Raw genomic sequence first — 20544 nt, forward strand, 5'->3', positions numbered from 1 at the left:
GCGCGGGTCAGGCGACACACATGGCGACGCGGTTGCGACCGCGCGCCTTGGCGTCGTACAGCGCCTGATCGGCCGCCTTGATGATTTGCGTGACGTCGACATCGTGCTCGGGTGACCAGCTTGCGGAGCCGATGCTCGCCGTCACGCGTCCATACTCGCTGTCCGAATGCTCGATGGCGAGTTCGCTGATCGCATGGCGGATTTTCTCGGCAATCGCACAAGCGCCTTCCAGCAGCGTATCGGGCAGCACGACGATGAACTCTTCCCCACCGTAACGGGCGGCAGTGTCAGCGGGCCGGCGGATGTTTTCGCCAATGCAGCGCGCCACGGCGGCGAGCGCGTCGTCGCCGGCCTGGTGGCCGTACTTGTCGTTATAGGCCTTGAACCGGTCGATATCGACGAACAGCAGCGAGAACACGCTGCGCGCGCGCCTGGCGCGCCGCCATTCCTGTTCGAGGATTTCGCCGAGCGTGCGGCGATTGTTCAGTCCCGTGAGGCTGTCGGTGCGCGCGAGCAACTGCAGTTCGGACTCGGCGCGCATTCTGCGCCGCAACTGCGTGGCGAGCACGAACGAGAGCGCGACGAAGCCGATGGCGAAGGTGCCCATGAGCGTGCCGATGGTCAGCGCGCGCCGCCGCCACGCGGCGTAGATATCGGGCTCGGCTTCCGCCACCATGATGATGAGTGGCTGGCGCGGGAAATTGCGGAAAAAGTACAAGCGGCGTACGCCATCGATCGACGACGTGTCCGAGAAACTGCCTTCCTTCGCGGCCAGAAAGTGGCGGAACGTACTGGCGTTGCGGATGTTGCGTCCCACCACGGATGCGTCGTAGGGCTGGCGCATGATCATGGTGCCGTCTTGCGCGATCAGCGAAATCGCCCCGTGCGGGCCGAGCGAGAGCCCGGCGAACAGCTGGTGAAAATACTCCAGGTTAATCGCGATCATGACGATCCCGGCGAACGACCCGTCGGGATGCGACAGTCTGCGGCTCAGCGCGATGCTCGGCGCGCCGTTGCGCAAGCGCGAACGGTACGGCGCGCTGATGTAGAGGCCGGCGTAGGGATTGTCGCGCTGAACCGTGAAGTAGTCGCGGTCGGCGAAATTGGCCTTCAGCGGCGCGTCGGTGGCCGAGTTCATGACGACGTTGCCCGCTTCGTCGAGCACGAGCATCGAGCCTAGATATTCCGCGGTAATGGCGTGGTCGAACAGCAACTGGCTGCGCAGATGCGCGGGCAACGCCATGACGTCGGCCCGGCCGATGCCGTCGACCACGGCTTGCAGCGAGAGCGAGTAGAGCTCGAAATTGCGCTCGATGTCGCGTTCGGCAACGAGCGCGACGTTTCGCGAGTTCTCCCGGGCGCGCTCCAGGGCGTCGTGGCGGCTCTCGTAGAGCACCGTCGCGCAGAGCGACGCCATGATGAAGGCGACCGCGAGGCTGCCATAGAAAACGGCGCGCGGCCCCGTGAGCCATCTGAGCAGGTTACCGCTGTTGAACGCTGGCCGCATGGCTCGCTTCCAGATAGGACTGCGCGCTCGCCGCATCCACGGGGCGTGCGAACCAGTAGCCCTGCGCCTCCTTGCAGCCGTTCTCGATCAGGAATTCCAGTTGCCGCAGCGTTTCCACGCCCTCGGCCACCACGCGCATGCCGAGCGTATGGCCGAGGGCGAGCACCGCTTTCACGATGACCTCGTCCGCGCGCGAATGGCCGATACCGCTCACGAACGACATGTCGAGTTTGAGACGATCGGGCATGAAGCTGCGAATGTACCCGAGGCTCGAATAGCCCGAGCCGAAGTCGTCGATAGCGACCGAGAGCCCCATCTCGCGAAGGGCGCGCAGCGTGGCGAGCGAACGGGGCGCCATGAGGACGCCCTCTGTGATTTCCAGTTCGATGTTGCGCGGGTTCACGCCGCTGCGCGCGAGCGCATCCGCCATCATGGCGGGCAAATCCGCGCGCATGAACTGGACCGGCGATACGTTCACCGAAACGACGATGTCCGGGTACTGGCGCGCCCATTCACGGGCCTGGCGGCACGCCTCGTCGAATACAAACTCGCCGATCTGCACGATCAGGCCGTTTTCCTCGGCGAGCGGGATGAACAGCGCCGGGCTGACCTGGCCGCGCTCCGGTTCGTGCCAGCGAACGAGCGCCTCGAAGCCCATCGTCTCGCCCGTCGTCGGGTTGACTCTCGCCTGCCAGGCAACGGCAAACGCGCGCGACGCCACAGCCAGCCGCAACGCCTGCGCGAGGCTCGCCCGCTCCAGGTGCTGCCTGGCGATGGCCATGTCGAACACCTGCATGCTGCCAGGGCCTACCGACTTGGCGCGGTACATGGCGGAGTCGGCGTACTTGAGCAGGGAGTCCGGGTCGCTCGAATGATCGGGGAACACGGCGAGGCCGACACAGGCCAGCGGTACGATCACCTTGTTGCCGACCAGCAGGCCATGTGTCAAGGACTCCTGCATGCCTGCCGCGGCGGCGACGAAGTTGTCGACGTTGCCTCGCCCGTACAGCACGGCGACGAACTCGTCGCCCGCGTATCGGGAAACGATTTCGCCCTGCGCGATGTTGGCGGAAAGGCGGCGCGCCACTTCGCACAGCACTTCGTCGCCCGCGGTATGGCCAAGGGAGTCGTTGACCTCCTTGAAGTTGTCGAGGTCGATGAACACCAGCGCGAACTTCTGCTGCTCGTGGAGCGCTGTCCTGACCAGTTCGCGCAAGCGCGCTTTGAGGCCGAGCCGGTTCGGCAGATGCGTGAGCGAGTCCTCGTTGGCTTGCAGGCGCAACTGCTCCTGATAGCGGATGCGCTCGGAAACGTCGTTGAACACGGTCACGCAATGGGTGGGGCGGTTGCGCTCGTCGAGCACGGGCGCGACATGCAGCTCGATCCAGTAGGGCGCGCCGTCGGGCCTGTAGCACTTGAGCAGGCCCTCGCCTTCGCGCTCGGATTGCATGGCACTCCGAATGGCATCGGCATCGGCGGACGATACGTCGCAATCGAGCATGCCCCAATGCTCGGCGTTATTCGCCCTTGCCACCGTGCGGCCGGTGATGCGCTCGAACGCAGCGTTGGCGTACGTGATGATGCTCTCGCCATCGACCTTTTGCGAAATGATCACGGCGTTTCTCGAAGCCTCCAGCGCCCGGCTGCGAATGCGCAAATGCTCTCGCGCCTGCTCGTGCGCCGTGACGTCGTGCGCCGTGATGAAACACGCATCGTGGCCTGCATAGTCCAGCAGATGCCACGCGATATCGACGTGGATCACGTCTCCGCTAATGCGCACATGCCGGCGCACGCCGCCCGCGCCGCTTTGGGCGCCAGAGTTGACGTAGCCGTGCAGGTCGCGACGGAACGCGTCGGTTTCGGCCGGCGGGCGAAGCTGCTCGATCGACATGTCCTTGAGCTGCTGTAGGCTCGCGCCGTATTGGCGCTGGGCCGCGGCGTTCGCGGTGAGGATCGAACAGGAGCGGACGTCGAAAATGAGCATCGCGACCGGATGCTGTTCGAAGTACTCGCGAAAACGCCGTTCGGCTTCGAACGCAACGATCTTTGCCGCGCTGCGGGAAAGCGCCGCGCGGTGGCTCGTGAAAAGCGTGAAGAGCAGCAGCAGCGCGCCGGCTGTCGCGGTGCCGATCAGCGAGATTTTTTGCCGCGCGAGCTGCGCCTGCGCGCCGAACTGCACGACCTTGATTTGCTCGCGCTGCTCGGAGCGCAGCTCGGTGAGGAGCGACATGATGGAGCTGAGCGTTTCGTTCGCGCGCTGCATCAGGGCGGGCTCGAGCTTCGCACCCGCGTCGGCGAGCGCGATATTGCGCGCGGCCGCGTCGAGCTGCTCGGGCCAGATGGAGCTCAACTGCCGCAACTGGCGGATCGTGCGCGCATTGCGCGCGCCGGCAAAGTCGTGCTCGAGCCGGTCGTAAATGCCCGCCACGACTGCAGCCCGCTTGATCGGCCACCCGCGCGACGTGTAGCCCGCCGTGCCCACGCCTTTGAGGAAGTCGGTATTCGCCGCGATATGCAGCGTGAGCAGGGCTTCGAGTTCCGACGTGATGTTCAGTTCCTGGCGAAGCCGCGAGTCAGCCGTTCCACGCGAAAGGTTCGCGCTCAGCATCGCGCCGACTGCCACGCATACGATCAGCGCAACGGCAAGCGCGACGGCGACGCCTTTGCCGGGCGTGCGAGGCGGTGCCTGTGGTATGGATGCGGATAGTTCAGCTACGTTCATCGCCACGCAACGCGATTCGGCACATCGCCACTCGCGCCGCGTTGCCCGGCGGGAGTGGGCAGGTTACTGGTGAAGGCACCGGCATCAGCGCGGAAGGCGGGCAGAGGGGCCATGTGTTCCAGGCATGCAGACGGCGAAGGCACGGGCAAGTCCGTGATCGGACGCTACTGTTTGAATAACGGGTGTTCGGCGTGCCGCTTTGATGGGTGTTTTTACCTAGGCGCCTGGATCTGTTCCGGGGAGTCTCGCGCTGCGAGCGGGGCACGAATCCGGAGCGCATTTTGATGCTCGTGCTTCAATACGCCCGTGGCGTAAATGGACCGCGTGCGGTCCGCTGTTTCTGCCCCTGTTACTCTTTCGAGGGACTCAGATGAAAAAGCTCGTCAACGATCCGTCGTTTGTCGTGCGCGAAATGCTCGAAGGCATTGCGCGCACCGCGCCGCATGTCGCCGTGCTCGGCGACGAAAACGTCCTCATTCGCAATCCGCTACCCAGCGCACCTGCGCGTAGCGTCGCCGTGATCTCGGGCGGCGGCAGCGGCCACGAGCCTGCGCATGGCGGCTACGTGGGGCAAGGCATGCTGAGCGCCGCGGTGTGCGGCGAAGTCTTCACGTCGCCTTCGACGGACGCCGTGCTCGCCGCGATCCGCGCGAGCGCGGGCCCGAACGGCGCGCTGCTCATCGTGAAGAACTACACGGGTGACCGGCTCAATTTCGGTCTGGCGGCAGAGCTCGCGCGGGCCGGGGGCATTCCGGTCGAAATCGTCATCGTGGCGGACGATGTGTCGTTGCGCGGGCATACGGAGCGCAATCAGCGCCGCGGCATCGCGGGGACTGTGCTAGTGCACAAGATTGCGGGCGCGGCGGCCGCGCGCGGCGACGCGCTGGGCCTCGTGGCCGCGATTGCGCGCAGCGCGGCCGAGAATCTCGGCACGATGGGCGTGGCGCTCGACGGCTGCACGTTGCCCGGTGTGGAGAAAGCCGGCTTTCGCCTGGCTGACGACGAGATCGAACTCGGCATGGGCATCCACGGCGAGAAGGGCGTGGAACGCACGGCGCCGATGGCGGCGGGCGTATTGACGGAAACGCTGCTCGCCAACATCGTCGAAGACCTCGCGTTGAAAAGCGGCGAGCGCGTGGCGCTGCTCGTGAACGGGCTCGGCGCAACCCCCCAGATGGAACTGGCGATCATCATGCGCGATGCATTCGAGAGCCTGAGTCGCCGTCAGGTGGTGGTCGAGCGGGCGTGGACCGGCACGTTTCTTTCGGCGCTCAACATGCCGGGCTGCTCGATCTCCGTGCTCCGGCTCGACGACGCCAAACTCGCGTTGCTCGACGCCGACACCGAAGCGCACGCGTGGCCCGGCATCGGCACGGTCAATCGGCAGATTCGTATTGAGCCTGCATTTTCGGCAGCGGATACGCGTGCAGAGGCGGGCGCAACGCCTGCGGATGCGGCCAGCGAACACTGGATGCGGCTTCTCAAGCCGGCGCTCGATGCCGTTGCGCACGCATTGATCGAGAACGAAGCGCTGTTCACGGACCTCGATTCCCGAGCCGGTGACGGCGATCTGGGCGCGAGCATGCATCGCGCCGCGCAGGCCATTATCGCTGTGCCGCAAAGCGCGCTTGGTTCGCCGGGCAGCGCGCTCGGCGCGCTCAGTACGGCATTGCGCCGCGCGATAGCGGGCAGTTCCGGGCCGTTCTATGCAACGGCGCTGCTGCGCGCCTCGCGCACGCTTGGCGAGACAGCGCAGCCCGGCGCGCTGGATTGGGCGGCCGCCATGCGCGGCGCGGCTGAGGCGATCAGCGAACTGGGCGGCGCGAAGCCGGGCGACCGCACGATGCTCGATGCGCTCGTACCCGCCGTCGAGGCGCTGGAAAACGCCGTGAAGTCGGCGTGCCCCGTGGGTGAAGCGTGGGCGCAGGCGGTGAGCGCGGCGGAGTCGGGCGCGAGAACTACGGCGCAAATGACGCCGCGCGCGGGCCGGGCAAGCTATCTGGGCGCGCGCGCGATCGGGACGCCCGATGGCGGGGCGGTGGTGGTGGCGTGCTGGCTCAAGGCGCTGCAGCCGCATATCGACGCGGTGTGAATCGGGGTTGCGGCGAAGCGCGTGGCTTAGAGCACCTCGAAAACGCTATAGACCGGACCGCCCGGAAAGCGGTGGCCCGTGCCGACGGCAATGACGCGGTTGAGCCACTCGTACTCGCCCGCGGGCGCTTCGAAGACGGGATTGGTCCGAAAGTAGTAGCTGGCGGGGTCGACGGCTTCGCCACGGTCCAGCCGCTTCAAGACTTCCGGCTCGCCATGGCGCACGCCGCGATACGACATCAACAGGTTCGTGCCGTCGTCGGTGCGCAGGAGCAGCCGCACGTCGAGCGTCGTGCTGCCGTCGCCGCGCACGGTCTGCCAGTCGCTGCCGCCTTCGAGCACGACGCCCGAGAGGCGTTCACCCGCGAACGTACCGGACGGCACGATGCCGACACGGCGCAGCGCGCTCCCGGTCTGGCCGACGATCTCGATCGGCTTGACGTCGAGCCGCATCACGAAGAGCGGACGGGTTTGCACCGCTTTGAGCGCGGGCGGAAGTTCATCGAAACGAGGCGTGGACATGGTGTTCACCTTGGAGGCTGGTCACGTTGAGAGCGGGTTTTGCAACGGCGCAACGAGCATCACGCCGCCGTCCGACCGCCGTTCACGCGCAGGATTTCGCCCGTCATGAAGCTGGCCTGGTCGGAGCCGACGAAGCGGATCGCGTCGGCGATTTCCTCGGGGTTGCCGGCGCGCTTGAGCGGCACGCCCGCGAGCGCGGCCGCCTTGCGCGCCGGGTCGGGCATGAAGCGGTCGAGCATGGCGGTCTGCACGGGGCCGGGCGCCACGGCGTTCACGCGCACGCCGAACGGCGCCGCTTCGAGCGCGGCCGACTTCGTGAGGCCTTCCACGGCGTGCTTGCTCGCCACGTAGAGCGCGACGTTGGGCGCGCCGCGCGAGCCCATGGTCGACGAAACGTTGACGATGCTGCCGCTGCCCTGCGCCGTCATGGCGAGCAGTTCGTGCTTCATCGCGAGCAGCGTGCCGAGCACGTTCGCGTCGAACACAGCCGCGTAGCGCTCGGGCGTTTGCTCGGTGACGGGGCCAGGCTCGCCTTCGAGGCCGGCTGAGTTGACGGCGATATCGATGCGGCCGAAACGTTCGATGGTGCGCTCGACCAGCGCGCGTACCTCGTCTTCCTTGCTGACGTCGGCGCGGATGTATTCGGCTTGCGCACCGAGTTCGCGAAGTTCGTCCGCCAGTGCGCGGCCGGGTTCGTCGCGGCGGCCGGAAACCACCACGCTTGCCTTGTCGCGCGCGTAGGCGAGCGCGGTGGCGCGGCCGATGCCGGTCAACGCGCCGGTAATCAAAACTACAGGTTGGGTGCTCGTGCTCATGGTATGGCTCCAGTAGACGTGTGCGGGTATGGTGGGGGTTCTGCGAGTTTGATGCTGTTCGTATTCACTTTGGATGCCTTATTATTTTGCATTATTTGGTGCGTTGATGTTCGAGCGCCGTCTCAGAGCCGCGAGCCGCCGTCCACGCGCAGCGTGTCACCGGTGATCCAGCGGGCCGCGTCGGAGGCGAGGAACGTGACGGCATCGGCAATGTCCTCCGGTTGCGCGATGCGCTTGAACGCCTGCATACCCAGCGCCGTCGCGCGGCCCGTTTCGGTTTTCGTGAAGCTCGACATGTCGGTGGCCACCACGCCTGGGGCGACAGCGTTCACGCGGATGCCGCGCGAACCGAGCGCGGCGGCGAAATGGGCGACGAGCGTATCGACCGCGCCCTTGCTCGCCGCATAGGCGGAAATCGCGCCAACGGCCGTGCGCGCGGCCAGCGAGGAAAGCAGCACGATGCTGCTGCCCTTGCACATGGTAGGCAGGAGTTGCTGGACCAGAAAGTACGGCGCCCGCACGTTCACGGCGAAAAGCTCGTCGAAGTCGTCGACGGTCGTGTCTTCGAGCGGCGCCGACTTCGAGATGCCCGCATTGGCGACGAGGATATCGAGCCGGTCGCCGATGATCGCCCGCACGCGTTTGGCCAGTTGATGCGGGCCATTGGCGTCGCGCAGGTTCGCGCCCACTTTCTGGGCCTTGCCACCCGCTGCGCGAATTTCAGCGACGACTGCGTCGGCGGCATCTTCGGCGTTGCCGTAGTGCACGAGCACCTGCGCGCCGGCGCTGGCGAGCGAGAGCGCGATGGAGCGGCCGATGCCGCGCGAGGCGCCCGTAACGAGCGCGGTCTTGCCGGTGAGCTGGGACATCGCGAATCTCCTGATCAATGGTTGGAGCCATACCCGCGAGCGATGACTCTCGGGCAGGCGATACTATGAGCCCGCGCCGGCTGTTGCTCGATTGCTGCCGTGCGCGCTGCCATGTGTCGAACTCTAGAGGGCGCTTGCGCGGCGGGAAAAGACTTTGTAGGCTTGCCGGCATACTTGCGAGGCATGGCCAGACTGGAGAGCGCGATGGAATTGCGGCATCTGCGGTATTTCGTGGCCGTGGCCGAAACGGGCAGCCTGACCGTGGCCGCGGAGCAGCGGCTCTTCACGTCGCAGCCGTCGCTAAGCCGCCAGATCCGCGATCTGGAGGACCAGGTGGGCGTGGAGCTGTTCATTCGCAGCGCGCGGGGCGTGGAGCTGACGACCGCGGGCAAGGCGTTTCTGGACCATGCGCGGCTCGCGCTCGCGCAGGTGGACGCCGCTGCCGAGGCAGCGCGCCGCGCGGCGCTGCCCGAGCGCAAGGTGTTCGCGCTGGGCTTTCTCACGGGCCAGGAAATGACGTGGCTGCCGCGCGCGATGAGCGTACTGCGCGACGAACTGCCCAATATCGACGTGACCGTCTCGAGCTACTACTCGCCGGACGTTGCCGACGCGCTCGCACGCGGCAAGCTCGATCTTGGCTTTCTGCGCGCGGAGCCCGGCTACGACCTCGAGTACCGCGTGGTGAACCGCGAGCGGCTCGTCGTGCTGATGCCTAGCGATCACCCGCTCACGGCGAAATCCGCCATCTGTGCGCATGACATTGCCGGCGAGCCGTTCGTCATGGCGTCCAACAAGGCGCGCGTGCTGCACGAGGTGATCGTGGGCTTTCTGCAGGCGCAAGGCGTGGAGGTGGCCACCGAGCACCGCGTGGACAACCTCGCGATGGCCATGTCGCTCGTGGCTTCCACGCGCGGCCTCGCACTCTTGCCCGAGTATGCGAACAACCTGCTGCCATGGTCTGTCGTGAGCCGGCCGTTGGAGGGAGAGGCGCCGACGGTCGACCTCGTGGTGGGGTACAGCCGCGCGAATGCGTCGCCTACCTTGCAGCTATTTCTTTCAAGGCTCGACGAGCTCGTCCTTCCCTGATCCCCAGGCGGCGAAAGCCGCCAAGGCACGCGCCTGCCAGTCATGCCCGCGAGGCATGCCCCCCTTCCCAGAAGGTCTTTTTACTTTGCGTCGCGAATCGCTAGATTGTCCATCAGACGGCGACGCGACGAAGCGGAGCTCCTGAAGGACGGTGCGGGATCGCGTATCCCCCATGCCTGGAGCCGATATCGACAGCTTGCGTGCCGGCCACTTTGTCACTCTCAAGGAAAGACCATGGCACACCTGTTCAACGCTACCAAGCTCGGCGCCTATTCCCTGTCGCATCGCGTCGTTCTGGCGCCGATGACCCGCCTGCGCACCACCCAGCCCGGCGATATTCCGAGCCCGATGATGGCCGACTTCTACGGCCAGCGCGCGTCCGCTGGCGGCCTCGAGATCGTGGAAGGCGTCAGCATTTCCGTGACGGCCCGTTCGTATCTCGGGGCGGCGAGTTTCTATCACGACGGCCAGGTCGCGGGCTGGAAAGCCATCGCCGATGCGGTTCACGCGAAGGGCGGCCGCGTGTTCATGCAACTGATCCACGGCGGCCGCCAAAGCCATGTCGAAATGACGGGGGGCGTCGCGCCGGTAGCACCTTCGGTCGTGCCCTTCGAAGGCGTAGCGTTGACGAAAGACGGTTTCGTGCCGGTCTCGCCCCACCGTGCGCTCGGGATCGAAGAGATTCCTGGCATCGTCGAGGAATTCCGCGTCGCGGCGCAACGCGCGCTCGATGCAGGATTCGATGGCGTCGAACTGCACGGCGCGAATGGCTATCTCGTCGACCAGTTCATCCAGGACGGCACCAACCAACGCACGGACGCCTACGGCGGCCCGATCGAAAATCGCGTGCGCTTCCTGCGCGAAGTGGTCGAAGCGCTGATTTCGGTGTGGGGCGCGGATCGCATCGGCGTACGCATCTCGCCGTCGGGCGAATGGGGCGGCATCTCCGACAGCAATCCGGAAGCAACGTTCAGCCACGTCGCCAAGGTGCTCGATGAATACAAGATCGCATACCTTCATGTGATCGAACCGCGCGTCAAAGGTGACGACACGCTTCACGAAGGGCACGCGCCCGTCGCAGTGAAATACCTGCGCGAGCACTTCACCGGGCCGATCATCGCCGCTGGCGGCTTCAACGGCGAAAGCGCGGAAGCGATCGTGGCGTCCGGCGACGCGGATCTCGTTGCGTTCGGCAGGCATTTCTCGTCGAACCCGGACTTGCCGTATCGTCTGAAGCACAAGTTGCCGCTTACGCCCTATGTGCGCGCAGCGTTCTGGGGCGGCGACGAAAAGCACTACTCGGATTTCCCGATTCATCAGTCGAACTCACAGACCGCAGCGGCCTTGTGAGACGTTCATTGCTTCATCATCAATCGAAACAGGAGTTAGTCATGTCACGGACTGTCAGGTTTGCAGAAGCAGGTGGCCCGGAAGTGCTGAAATTCGTGGACGAATCGGTACGCGCTCCCGGTCCCGGCGAGGTTCGCATCACGGTGAAAGCCATTGGTCTGAATCGCGCGGAATCGATGTGGCGCACTGATCAGTACATCGAGCCGGTCCGCTTTCCGGCGGGCCTCGGCTACGAAGCGGCCGGCATTGTCGACGCCGTGGGCGAGGGCGTAGCGGACTTCGCAGCGGGAGACGAAGTCAACGTGATCCCGTCGTTCTCGATGAATCAGTACTTCACCTACGGAGAAAGCATCGTCGTGCCTGACTACGCAGTCGTCAGGCATCCTGAATCACTTTCGTTTGCTGAGGCCGCATCGGTCTGGATGATGTTCGTCACCGCCTACGGCGCGCTGATCGAAGATGCAAAGGTGGGCGCTGGCGACTATGTCGTCGTGCCTGCGGCGTCGAGCAGTGTCGGACTTGCGGCAATCCAGATTGCGAACTACGCGGGTGCGACTTCGATCGCACTCACGCGCCACGCCGGGAAGAAGCAGCAGCTGCTCGATGCGGGCGCGGCGCACGTGGTCGTGACCGACGAGACGGACCTTGTCGACGAGATCATGCGGATCACCGGCGGCAAAGGGGCTCGCGTCGCTTTCGATCCGGTTGGCGGTCCTAACTTCGCGAAACTGATCTCGGCGCTGTCTTTCCAGGGGATCGCGTTTCTCTACGGCGCGCTCGATGAACGCGCCACGACGCTACCCGTGCTGGAGATGATCGCGAAGGTCATCAGCGTGAAGGCCCACAACATCTGGCTCACCAGCGGCGACCCCGAGCGCAGAAAGGCTGCGGTGGAATACGTGCTCAAGGGACTCGAAAGCGGCGCGCTCAAGCCCGTTATCGACCGTACCTTTACGTTCGAAGAAATGGTGGATGCGCACCGCTACCTCGAAACCAACGGGCAGTTCGGCAAGATCGTGGTGACCGTGTAATACGCCGATACGCGGCGCTCGACACCGGCAATCGCTATTAGCAATACCCGGTGCGGAGCGCCGCTTCCCAGTCGGGGCGGCCATTGGCGGCAGCGAGTTCGGCGGCTGCGTGCCAGTCGTACTCCACGGCGCGAAACGCTACCTCCCAGCCGTTTGTCCTTCTCGTGACGCTCGCGTAGCGGGCATGGGGAGTCCTCGCTTCCATGCGATGCGCAAAGGGGTGCTTGTCCTCGTACGCTGGCAGGCCGACACTGCCTGGGTTCACGATGAAGCGGCCGTCCGCGAGTTGCATCGAACGCGCGAGATGCGTATGGCCGCACAGAATCAACGTTGCCTCGACTTCGGCTGCGCGGCGTCTGACCTCGCCATGCGTCGCGGTTCGGCATCCATCTGCCGTGACGGTTTCGAGGAAATAGGAGAGGTCGTCCTGCGGCGTGCCGTGCACGAGCAGCACGTCGCTATCGAGCCATAGCGTGGCAGGCAATGCGCTGACCCACGCGAGGTGTGCTTCACTCAGGGCCTCGCGCGCGAAGCGGTCCGATGGCCCCATGCGGGTGCGATCCGCGCCAAGAAGCTGTCTTTCGTGATTGCCGCGAATCGTGGGCAAGCCGAGTTGCATCAACCGGTCCGCCGTTTGCGACGGATAAAGCGGGCCAGAGAGGATGTCGCCGAGATTGACGATGACATCCGCCCCTTGCCGCTCGATATCGTCGAGCACCGCTTCGAGAGCGGGCAAATTGCCGTGAATGTCGGAAAGCGCCGCGATTTTCATATGCGAACCCGGGCTGGCCGCGAAAGTCGTGAATTGGGCGATTCTGGACGATTCGTCGTCCGGTGTCCACGGCCGATCGTTCGTGTTTGCGTTTTGGGTCGATTGCTGCGAACACTTCGGAAAGCTTGACATCGCCGTTGTCAACGCGGGCATTCTCATGCTCGGCGATATCGCGACGGTGGGCGTCGAAGATCTCGAGCCTCACCATCGACGGCGGCATGGCGCTTTAAGTGCTGCGGCCGTGCGGCGCGTTCAAAGCTTCATGCGCTGCAGCACACGATCGTTGAGCACGAAACGATGAAAGAGCGCTGCGGCCACATGGAGGCAGATGAGCGCAAACAGCACCCACGCGAGCACGCTGTGAACGTCGCCCATGGCGTGCCCGAACGATGACCCCGCAGGGGAGAGCGCGGGCAGGGGGATGGCGCCGAACAGCGTGACATTCCACGCGCGCGACGAGGCGTTGATCCACCCGAGCACGGGCACCGCGATGAGCAGGGCGTACAGGCCGAGATGCGTGAGGGCCGCCACGGCGCGCATGAGCGGGGCCTGGTTGTCGGGCGGTGGGCGATGGGTCGCGCGCCAGACCAGACGGCAGGCCATCGCGGCAAGGAGCGCCGTGCCGACGCCCAGATGCCAGGCGATTTCGCCAACGGGGCGCGTGTCGCGGTGCACATCGGGCATCGTCCAGCCGATCACGAACTGCGCCGCCACGAGTGCGACGACGAGCCAGTGCAGCAGACGCGCAACGAGGTCGTAGCGCGAGTCGGCGGTGATTTGCATGGACGCTCCTTGTGCAGAAATGATCAGTTAAAGACCGCGATTCTAGATCGCCGAGATTAACGGATCATTAACTGCGCCGCTTGCGCGCGCCCTCAAAGCCACGTTCCGCCCTGCCGCTCGTTCGGCTCCTGCGCAAGCGCGTCGAAATCATGAATCCAGTCCAGATGATTCAGCACGCCGGCTCGCGAGCCGAGCCGGGCATTGCGCTCCTCGGCAGCGGGGCCATCGGGCAGATGCAGGACGTCCGCCGTGGTGATCGAAGCGTACTGCACCTTGCGCGTGCGGCCCCGGCGCAGGCGCTCGTAGGCTTCCTGCGCTTCGCGCCAGTTGCCCGGCCCCGCCTTCGCCAATTGGTCGGCCAACACCACGGCATCTTCGATCGACTGGTTCGCACCCTGGCCGTGGTGCGGCACGAGCGCATGCGCGGCGTCGCCGATCAGCGTGATGCGGCCCTTGCTCCAGCGGCCGAGCGGCGGACGGTGGAACAGACCCCAGCGCTGGCTGATCGGCACGGCAGTGATCATCTGTACGACGGCAGGGTGCCAGTTCCTGAAAAGGCGCAGTTGCTCGCCTTCCTCGGCAGGCATGACCCACTCGCGCGACGGCCACGGCGAAGGATGGCGCTCCACCAGCAGGAAGTTCTGGTCGCCCTTGTCGCCAATCGGGTAGTGCAGCAGATGGCCGCCCGGCCCGACCCAGAACTGGATGGTCTCGGGATCGGGCAACAGGTCCATGAGTCCGGCCGGCACCACGCCGCGAAAGCCGGAGCAGCCCGAATACAGCGCGTCGTCGTAGCCCAGCATCCAGCGTCGCGTGATTGAGCGCGCGCCATCGGCGCCGATCACGAGATCGGCATCGACGCGTTCACCGTTGGCGAACGTCAGGCTCACGCGATCGGGATGCTGCGCGAGATCGACGAGCCGATGGCTCAGCTTGATGCGCTCGAGCCCGACCGCGCTCGACAACACGGCTTGCAGGTCGGCGCGATGCACGCCCCAGTACGAGCCGCCGAATTGCCCGCGATAGTCTGGCGCGCCGCGATGGTGGCCGATCACATCGCCGCTGCGTCCGTCACGATAGACGAGCCCCGGCACTTCCGCGCACACTTTCTCGAAGGCCGGGCGCAGGCCCATGCGTTCGTAAAAGCGCGTGGCGTTGGCCGAGAGCGCGACGGCCGCGCCGACTTCGCGCAGTTCGTCGGTCTGCTCAAAGAGCTGCGCGTCGATGCCGTGCTCGCGCAGTGCGAGCGCAAGCGTGAGGCCGCCGATCCCGGCGCCGACAATCGCAATCTTCAGATCACGCTGTTTCATGACTATGTCTCCGATATTCAGATTTATGGGGTCGGCTAGCGTGGGTACGTCACGCACACACCGTGTCCGTATTCTCAGCAGTCGCTGCTCATTCCACAATAAAATGGAATGAATCTGCTTCATCACTGGATTGAATGAATGGAACTGGGCGATATCGACCTCAACCTGCTGTTGCTCTTTCATCGGCTCATGCGGGAGCGGCGCGTGGCGAGCGTGGCCGAGCAGATGAACATGAGCCAGCCCGGCGTGAGCAACGCGCTCGCCAAGCTGCGCCGCCTGCTGGGCGATCCGCTCTTCGTGCGGGGGCCCGGCGGCGTGGTGCCCACGCCGTTCGCGCTGCGTCTTGCGGACCCGGTCGCGCAGGCGCTCGCCACACTGCACGGCGCGCTCAATCCGGTGACCGGCTTCGATCCGTTGCGCGCCACGCGCACCATCACGATCGGCATGACCGATATCGGCGAGGTCGTGTTTCTGCCTGACCTGCTCGAGCGCCTTTCGCGTGTGGCGCCAGGCGTCGCGCTCAATACCGTGCGCAATACGGGCGTCAATCTGAGCGACGAGATGGCAGACGGCCGCGTCGATCTCGCCATCGGCTTGCTGCCGCAGCTCAAGGGCGGCTTCTACCAGCGGCGACTCTTCGATCAGCGCTATGTGTGCCTTTTCAGGCGCGGTCATCCGCTGGAGAGCGCGCCGCTCACGCTCGCGGCGTGGCGCGAGGCCGAGCATCTGGTGGTGGTGTCGGCCGGCACGGGGCATGGCCAGGTCGATGAATGGCTCAAGCGCCGCGGCGTGAAGCGCCAGGTGCGGCTCACCGTGCCGCACTTCATGAGCGTGGGCTATATCCTCGAACGCACTGACCTGATCGCCACGGTGCCGGAGCGGCTTGCACTGCAGCTCGCCAAGCCGTTTTCGCTGAGCTTGAGCGCGCTGCCCATGAAGCTGCCCGCCGCGCCCATTCATCTGCTCTGGCACGCGCGCGTGCAGCACGACGAAGGCAACCGCTGGCTGCGCGAACTCGTGATCGAACTCTTCGCCGATGGGGGCGGCAGAACGGCGCGCTCTTCTCCTTTGCCGACACGTGCACGCTGATCCCGGCATCACCAGTTACATCATAATGTGATATAAAGTGCAGAGGATGTTACTGACCGATCTTGAGCGGCAAGAGGAACCATGAGCAATCACAACGGCGACAGAGGCGATTTCGCAACCGATGTCCGGCTTCTGCGCATTAGCTTCATTGCAGCCGCTTGCGGCGCGCTGAGCACCGTCGCGGCAGACTTTCTCCTGCACCTCATCCGGTTTTTCACAAACCTCTTTTTCTTCCAGTCGTTTTCCACGGCGAATCATTCGCCGGCGCAGAACACGCTCGGCGTGCTCGTGGTCGCGATGCCCGTGATCGGCGGCCTGATCGTGGGGCTGATCGCGCGCTACGGCTCCGAACAGATTCGCGGCCACGGGATTCCCGAGGCAATCGAAGCCATTTTGTTCGGCAAAAGCAAGATGTCGCCGAAAGTGGCCGTGCTCAAGCCGCTCGCCTCCGCGATTGCGATCGGCAGCGGCGGCCCGTTCGGGGCCGAAGGCCCGATCATCATGACGGGCGGCGCGATCGGCTCGCTCATCGCGCAGTTTTTCCATCTCTCGGGGGCCGAGCGCAAGGCGCTGCTCGTGGCGGGCGCGGTGGCGGGCATGACGGCGGTGTTCGGCACGCCGGTCGCCGCCGTGCTGCTCGCCATCGAACTGCTGTTGTTCGAGTTGCGGCCCCGCAGCCTGCTTCCCGTTGCAATCGCCTGCGTCGTGGCGGGGTTCACGCGTCCGCTGCTGCTCGGCAGCGGACCGCTCTTCCCGCTGCAAACCATGCCGCTCGGGGCCGTCGGCATCGTGTCGTCCTGCATTGCCGGGGTCGTTGCGGGCACGTTGTCGTGGGGCCTTTCCACGTGGCTCTACAAGGTCGAGGACCTGTTCGGCAAGCTGCCGATCCACTGGATGTGGTGGCCCGCGCTCGGCGCCATCGCAGTGGGCGTTGGCGGCTATTTTCAGCCGCGCACACTCGGCGTGGGCTACGACGTGATCGGTGACCTGCTGCACAACCACCTCGCCATGCAGGCCGTGATCGGCATCGTGGTGGTCAAGGCCATCATCTGGGTCATTGCGCTCGCCTCCGGCACTTCGGGCGGCGTGCTCGCACCGTTGCTGATGATGGGCGCGGGCGTGGGCGCGCTAGTCGGCCCGTACATGCCTGGCCACGAGAGCGCGGTGTGGCCGCTCATTTTCATGGCGGCAGCGCTTGGCGGCATGATGCGCGCGCCGGTCATGGCCGCCGTGTTCGCGTTCGAACTCACGGGCGACGCCAACGCGTTGCTGCCACTTCTCGCTTCGGCGGCGGTCGCGTACGGATTTACGGTGCTGCTCATGCGTCGCTCGATTCTCACCGAGAAGATCGCGCGCCGCGGCTATCACATCTACCGCGAATACAGCATCGACCCGCTGGAGCGGCACTACGTGGAAGAAGTCATGACCAAGGGCGTGCAGTCGATCGACGCCCGCACGACGGTCGCCGACGTGCTGCGTACCCACTTCGGCGCGCAGCAGAAGTTCCGCGCGTTCCCGGTGGTCGACAACGGTGTGCTCGTCGGCATGGCCGATCGCGCATTGCTCGACCGTGCGTTGTCCAGTTCGGGGGATGCGCCCATTGGCGCGCTCTTCTGCGCTGCGCTGCCCGAAATCGCGCTGCCCGGCGAGACCTGCAGGAACGTGGCCGCGCGCCTGGCCATTACGGGCCTCGACCGCGTTCCGGTCGTGGCCGACGAAAACACCCGCCGTCTGCTCGGCATCGTTTCGCGGCACGATCTCGTCAAGCCTTCGCTTTCGGTGTTCACGGAAGAGCGCGAGCGCGAACGGTTCCGCCGCGTGTGGGTGCCGCGTAGCGAGCGCTTCGCACCCATCAGCAAGCGAGCGGGCATGACGGACGAGCGCGCCGAAGCCAAACACTGAGCGAGTCTGCAGAGTGACGAATAGCGCGCCGGCTTAGCCCGCTACCTGAATTTTCCCGCGCGCTGCGTAGCCGCAGGCAACTGCCGGGTTTCGCGCACCGAGCGCGGGTGCCACAAACGCGCGCCGCCCTCGATGCCGCGATCGTTCGGAACGGTCGCCACGTTCGGCGGCAGGTCGAACGTGAGGCGAGCCGCGTTGCCGCCGCCTATCCACAGCTTGTCGTAATGCACGAGCGATTCGAGTATGCCGATGATCTTCTCGACGCGCGCGTTCCATCGCTTGTTGCCCGCCTTGCTGCGCGCGGCGTCGCCGATGTACTCGTCGTATGCGCGCTTCTTGCTGACCGGATGATGCGCGAGTTCGAGGTGTGGCATCAATTCGCCGTCACGGAACATGGCCGTGCCCACGCCGGTGCCGAGCGTCATCACGAATTCGAGGCCTTGTCCTTCGATGGCGGCGAGGCCCTGCATTTCCGCGTCGTTGATCATGCGCACCGAGGCAATCGAGAGGCGCTCGCCCAGCATCTGCGCGAGCGGCACGTCGTTCCAGTCATCGAGGCCGAGATGCGGCGCCGTGATCACATGATTGTTGCGCACGAAACCAGGGAAGCCGATCGAAACGTGCGTTGACGGATACTGCTTGAGCAGCGGATCGACGAGCGTCGCGAGCGTATCGACCAGCAAGGCGGGCGGGCACGGATGCGGCGTCGCCACGCGCACGCGTTCCGTGCGCATGGTGCCGTCCGCGTCGACGATCGCCGCCTTCAGGCCCGTTCCGCCTACGTCGATGGCGAGAATGTTTTCGATGCCCTGCGAGGGGTGCGTCGCGGTTGCCGCGCGCTTCACAGGACTCTTCACAGGACTCTTCACAGCGCTTTTCTTGACCGTCTTTTCGATTTTGGCCATACGTTCTCCTTAGCTGTCTGGTTCACTTCTTCTTCGTTTGCGGCTGCGCGAGCGCGCGCCACGCGCGGCCGTCGCGCGCGAGCAGCGCATCGGCTTGTGCCGGGCCTTCGCTGCCTGCGGCGTAGTCGTACACGGCAAGCGCGGCGTCGAGTTCCGGGTGCAGCACACCATCCACCGTCGACCATGCCGACTCTATGCCGTCTGCGCGTTGAAAGAGCGTCTGGTCGCCGAGCATGCAATCGTAGAGCAGCGTTTCGTAGCCGACGTTGGCGCGTTCCGCGAAAAAGTCGTCGTAATCGAACGACGACTGCACCGGGCCGATCTGCACGAGCGGCCCCGGCGTTTTTACGTTGAAGTCGAAGCTCGTGCCATGCGACGGATCGATACGCAGCGTCAGCACGTTGGGCGTGAGCGTATCGACTGGCGTGTCGCGAAAGAGGAGAAACGGCACGCTCTTCAACTGCACCGAAATCTCCGTGCGCCGCGCGGCCAACCGCTTGCCGGTACGCAGATAAAACGGCACGCCCGCCCAGCGCCAATTGTCGATCTGCACGCGCGCGGCGGCATAGGTTTCGGTGCGGCTGTCTTTGGCCACGTCCGGTTCGTCGCGGTAGCCCACACCTGCCGGGCCTTTTGCGTATTGCCCGAACACCACGTCGTCGGGCGTGAGCGGCTTGAGCGCGTCGAAGATTTCGGCTTTCTTGTTGCGCACCGCTTCGGCGTCGAACGAATTGGGCGGCTCCATGGCGACCATGCCGAGCAGTTGAAAGAGGTGATTGGGCACCATGTCGCGAAATGCGCCGGTCTGCTCGTAGAACTTGCCGCGGCCTTCCACGCCGATCACTTCCGAAGCCGTGATCTGCACGCTGTCGATGTACTCGCGCCGCCAGACGGGCTCGAACATGGCATTGGCGAAACGCAGCGCGAGAATGCTCTGCACCGTGTCCTTGCCGAGGAAATGGTCGATGCGATAGATCTGCGATTCTTTCGCGACACTGAGCAGGTGCTGGTTCAAGTCGCGCGCCGAAGCGAGATCGGCGCCGAAGGGCTTTTCGATCACGATGCGGCGGAACGCGCCGTTGCCGTCGTCGCCCTCGTCGAGCAATCCGGCTTTGCCGAGACGCTCGATAATCGGCTTGAAGAAGCGCGCGCCGACCGCGAGATAGAACACGACGTTGCCGCGCGACTTGCCGTTCAGTTGCTGGGCGAGACGCTGAAATGCGGTGTCGTCCTCGAATTCGCCCGCCATGTACGTGAGGCGCTGCGCGACCCAGTCCCACGCTGTGTCGTCGAGCTTGCCGGCGTGGAAGGTGCTCGCCTTGTCGGCGGCGAATTTTTGCAGCGCGGCGTGCAGATCGTCGGACCATGCGCGGGTTTCGCGCTCGCCGTGATTCACGCCGATGATCTTCATGCCGTCGTCGAGCAGACGGTCGACGGCGAGGTTATAAAGCGCCGGCATCAAAAGGCGCTGGGTCAGATCGCCGCCCGCGCCGAAGATCACGAGCGTGCAGGGCGGCGCGGGCTGCTTGCCGGCAGGCGAGGCGGGGGCGGCCTGCGCGCCCTGCGGATGCGCAGGCACTTTTGCGCTGGGGGCCGCGCGGGAAGCTTCGCTGGAAGAATCGGGTTGGGTCTGTTTGGTCGACATGATTTCGCTTCAGTGGGCTGAAATGAACACGGCAAGCAAATCCGGTACCTTGACTGACCGAGTTTGCGCGCATTCGGTTCAATCCGCCATTGAAGGTGATTTGTAATATCGTGAGCGAAGGTCCGCGCTCCACCTCGCGCATTGC

General features: G+C 65.2%; 16 protein-coding genes. 6 read left to right on the plus strand and 10 right to left on the minus strand.

What is annotated here, in order from left to right; all coding sequences use genetic code 11:
- Positions 1 to 7: 7 nt before the first annotated feature.
- Together JMY28_RS06460 and JMY28_RS06465 are read right to left on the minus strand one after the other, a co-directional pair.
- A complete protein-coding gene (locus tag JMY28_RS06460) occupies positions 8 to 1507 on the minus strand; it encodes a sensor domain-containing diguanylate cyclase (RefSeq protein ID WP_236596726.1) in 1500 nt (499 codons plus the stop codon).
- Positions 1482 to 4229 (minus strand): putative bifunctional diguanylate cyclase/phosphodiesterase, encoded by a 2748-nt coding sequence (locus JMY28_RS06465; RefSeq protein ID WP_201695049.1) that lies wholly within the window; start codon positions 4227 to 4229, stop codon positions 1482 to 1484. The genes JMY28_RS06460 and JMY28_RS06465 overlap by 26 nt, the downstream gene beginning before the upstream one ends.
- Before the next feature lie 370 nt (positions 4230 to 4599).
- Between JMY28_RS06465 and JMY28_RS06470 the strand changes: the two genes are divergently transcribed.
- Complete coding sequence (locus JMY28_RS06470) at positions 4600 to 6321, plus strand: dihydroxyacetone kinase family protein (RefSeq protein WP_201695050.1); 1722 nt, start codon at positions 4600 to 4602, stop codon at positions 6319 to 6321.
- Between the two features lie 26 nt (positions 6322 to 6347).
- On the opposite strand, the gene JMY28_RS06475 is transcribed toward JMY28_RS06470, so the two are convergent.
- The 3 genes from JMY28_RS06475 to JMY28_RS06485 all read right to left on the minus strand — a co-directional run bounded on the left by JMY28_RS06475 (position 6348) and on the right by JMY28_RS06485 (position 8526).
- Positions 6348 to 6842 carry a DUF3237 domain-containing protein gene (locus JMY28_RS06475; protein ID WP_201695051.1) on the minus strand — a complete coding sequence of 165 codons (495 nt, stop codon included), beginning with the start codon at positions 6840 to 6842 and terminating at the stop codon, positions 6348 to 6350.
- 59 nt (positions 6843 to 6901) lie between these two features.
- Complete coding sequence (locus JMY28_RS06480; RefSeq protein WP_201695052.1) at positions 6902 to 7657, minus strand: SDR family NAD(P)-dependent oxidoreductase; 756 nt, start codon at positions 7655 to 7657, stop codon at positions 6902 to 6904.
- Between the two features lie 122 nt (positions 7658 to 7779).
- Positions 7780 to 8526 carry an SDR family NAD(P)-dependent oxidoreductase gene (locus JMY28_RS06485; protein ID WP_201695053.1) on the minus strand — a complete coding sequence of 249 codons (747 nt, stop codon included), beginning with the start codon at positions 8524 to 8526 and terminating at the stop codon, positions 7780 to 7782.
- 204 nt (positions 8527 to 8730) lie between these two features.
- Here JMY28_RS06485 and JMY28_RS06490 point away from each other — a divergent pair, with 204 nt between their 5' ends.
- The 3 genes from JMY28_RS06490 (at position 8731) to JMY28_RS06500 (ending at position 11993) form a co-directional block, all read left to right on the plus strand.
- Entirely contained in the window at positions 8731 to 9612 is an 882-nt protein-coding gene (locus tag JMY28_RS06490) for a LysR family transcriptional regulator (RefSeq protein ID WP_201695054.1), read from the plus strand.
- 234 nt (positions 9613 to 9846) lie between these two features.
- Complete coding sequence (locus JMY28_RS06495) at positions 9847 to 10962, plus strand: alkene reductase (protein WP_201695055.1); 1116 nt, start codon at positions 9847 to 9849, stop codon at positions 10960 to 10962.
- A 41-nt stretch (positions 10963 to 11003) separates the two neighbouring features.
- Complete coding sequence (locus JMY28_RS06500; RefSeq protein WP_201695056.1) at positions 11004 to 11993, plus strand: zinc-dependent alcohol dehydrogenase family protein; 990 nt, start codon at positions 11004 to 11006, stop codon at positions 11991 to 11993.
- A gap of 37 nt (positions 11994 to 12030) precedes the next feature.
- Here JMY28_RS06500 and JMY28_RS06505 read toward each other — a convergent pair whose 3' ends face one another.
- The 3 genes from JMY28_RS06505 to JMY28_RS06515 form a co-directional block, all read right to left on the minus strand.
- Positions 12031 to 12765 (minus strand): metallophosphoesterase family protein, encoded by a 735-nt coding sequence (locus tag JMY28_RS06505; protein WP_201695057.1) that lies wholly within the window; start codon positions 12763 to 12765, stop codon positions 12031 to 12033.
- A gap of 252 nt (positions 12766 to 13017) precedes the next feature.
- Positions 13018 to 13548 carry a cytochrome b gene (locus JMY28_RS06510; RefSeq protein WP_407945471.1) on the minus strand — a complete coding sequence of 177 codons (531 nt, stop codon included), beginning with the start codon at positions 13546 to 13548 and terminating at the stop codon, positions 13018 to 13020.
- A gap of 92 nt (positions 13549 to 13640) precedes the next feature.
- The gene (locus tag JMY28_RS06515) at positions 13641 to 14858 is read right to left on the minus strand and encodes an FAD-dependent monooxygenase (protein WP_201695058.1); all 1218 of its coding nucleotides are present in this window, start codon (positions 14856 to 14858) and stop codon (positions 13641 to 13643) included.
- Positions 14859 to 14996: 138 nt separating this feature from the next.
- Here JMY28_RS06515 and JMY28_RS06520 point away from each other — a divergent pair, with 138 nt between their 5' ends.
- Positions 14997 to 15947, plus strand: coding sequence for a LysR family transcriptional regulator (locus tag JMY28_RS06520; RefSeq protein WP_201695059.1), 951 nt, complete (start codon positions 14997 to 14999; stop codon positions 15945 to 15947).
- An 81-nt stretch (positions 15948 to 16028) separates the two neighbouring features.
- A complete protein-coding gene (locus JMY28_RS06525; protein ID WP_201695060.1) occupies positions 16029 to 17849 on the plus strand; it encodes a chloride channel protein in 1821 nt (606 codons plus the stop codon).
- 41 nt (positions 17850 to 17890) lie between these two features.
- Here the strand turns inward: JMY28_RS06525 and JMY28_RS06530 are convergent, their stop codons facing one another.
- Together JMY28_RS06530 and zwf are read right to left on the minus strand one after the other, a co-directional pair.
- On the minus strand, positions 17891 to 18754 hold the full coding sequence (locus JMY28_RS06530) for an ROK family protein (RefSeq protein ID WP_201695061.1): 864 nt from the start codon (positions 18752 to 18754) through the stop codon (positions 17891 to 17893).
- A 22-nt stretch (positions 18755 to 18776) separates the two neighbouring features.
- Positions 18777 to 20399, minus strand: a complete 1623-nt coding sequence (gene zwf / locus JMY28_RS06535) for a glucose-6-phosphate dehydrogenase (RefSeq protein ID WP_201695062.1) — start codon at positions 20397 to 20399, stop codon at positions 18777 to 18779.
- Between the last annotated feature and the right edge of the window lie 145 nt (positions 20400 to 20544).

It is taken from the genome of Paraburkholderia hiiakae (assembly GCF_904848665.1).
GTDB classification, from domain to species: domain Bacteria; phylum Pseudomonadota; class Gammaproteobacteria; order Burkholderiales; family Burkholderiaceae; genus Paraburkholderia; species Paraburkholderia hiiakae.

Coding starts and splice junctions, on each gene's coding strand:
- JMY28_RS06460 (WP_236596726.1), bottom strand. CDS start 1,507: ATGCGGCCAGCGTTCAACAGCGGTAACCTGCTCAGATGGCTCACGGGG.
- JMY28_RS06465 (WP_201695049.1), bottom strand. CDS start 4,229: ATGAACGTAGCTGAACTATCCGCATCCATACCACAGGCACCGCCTCGC.
- JMY28_RS06470 (WP_201695050.1), top strand. CDS start 4,600: ATGAAAAAGCTCGTCAACGATCCGTCGTTTGTCGTGCGCGAAATGCTC.
- JMY28_RS06475 (WP_201695051.1), bottom strand. CDS start 6,842: ATGTCCACGCCTCGTTTCGATGAACTTCCGCCCGCGCTCAAAGCGGTG.
- JMY28_RS06480 (WP_201695052.1), bottom strand. CDS start 7,657: ATGAGCACGAGCACCCAACCTGTAGTTTTGATTACCGGCGCGTTGACC.
- JMY28_RS06485 (WP_201695053.1), bottom strand. CDS start 8,526: ATGTCCCAGCTCACCGGCAAGACCGCGCTCGTTACGGGCGCCTCGCGC.
- JMY28_RS06490 (WP_201695054.1), top strand. CDS start 8,731: ATGGAATTGCGGCATCTGCGGTATTTCGTGGCCGTGGCCGAAACGGGC.
- JMY28_RS06495 (WP_201695055.1), top strand. CDS start 9,847: ATGGCACACCTGTTCAACGCTACCAAGCTCGGCGCCTATTCCCTGTCG.
- JMY28_RS06500 (WP_201695056.1), top strand. CDS start 11,004: ATGTCACGGACTGTCAGGTTTGCAGAAGCAGGTGGCCCGGAAGTGCTG.
- JMY28_RS06505 (WP_201695057.1), bottom strand. CDS start 12,765: ATGAAAATCGCGGCGCTTTCCGACATTCACGGCAATTTGCCCGCTCTC.
- JMY28_RS06510 (WP_407945471.1), bottom strand. CDS start 13,548: ATGCAAATCACCGCCGACTCGCGCTACGACCTCGTTGCGCGTCTGCTG.
- JMY28_RS06515 (WP_201695058.1), bottom strand. CDS start 14,858: ATGAAACAGCGTGATCTGAAGATTGCGATTGTCGGCGCCGGGATCGGC.
- JMY28_RS06520 (WP_201695059.1), top strand. CDS start 14,997: ATGGAACTGGGCGATATCGACCTCAACCTGCTGTTGCTCTTTCATCGG.
- JMY28_RS06525 (WP_201695060.1), top strand. CDS start 16,029: ATGAGCAATCACAACGGCGACAGAGGCGATTTCGCAACCGATGTCCGG.
- JMY28_RS06530 (WP_201695061.1), bottom strand. CDS start 18,754: ATGGCCAAAATCGAAAAGACGGTCAAGAAAAGCGCTGTGAAGAGTCCT.
- zwf (WP_201695062.1), bottom strand. CDS start 20,399: ATGTCGACCAAACAGACCCAACCCGATTCTTCCAGCGAAGCTTCCCGC.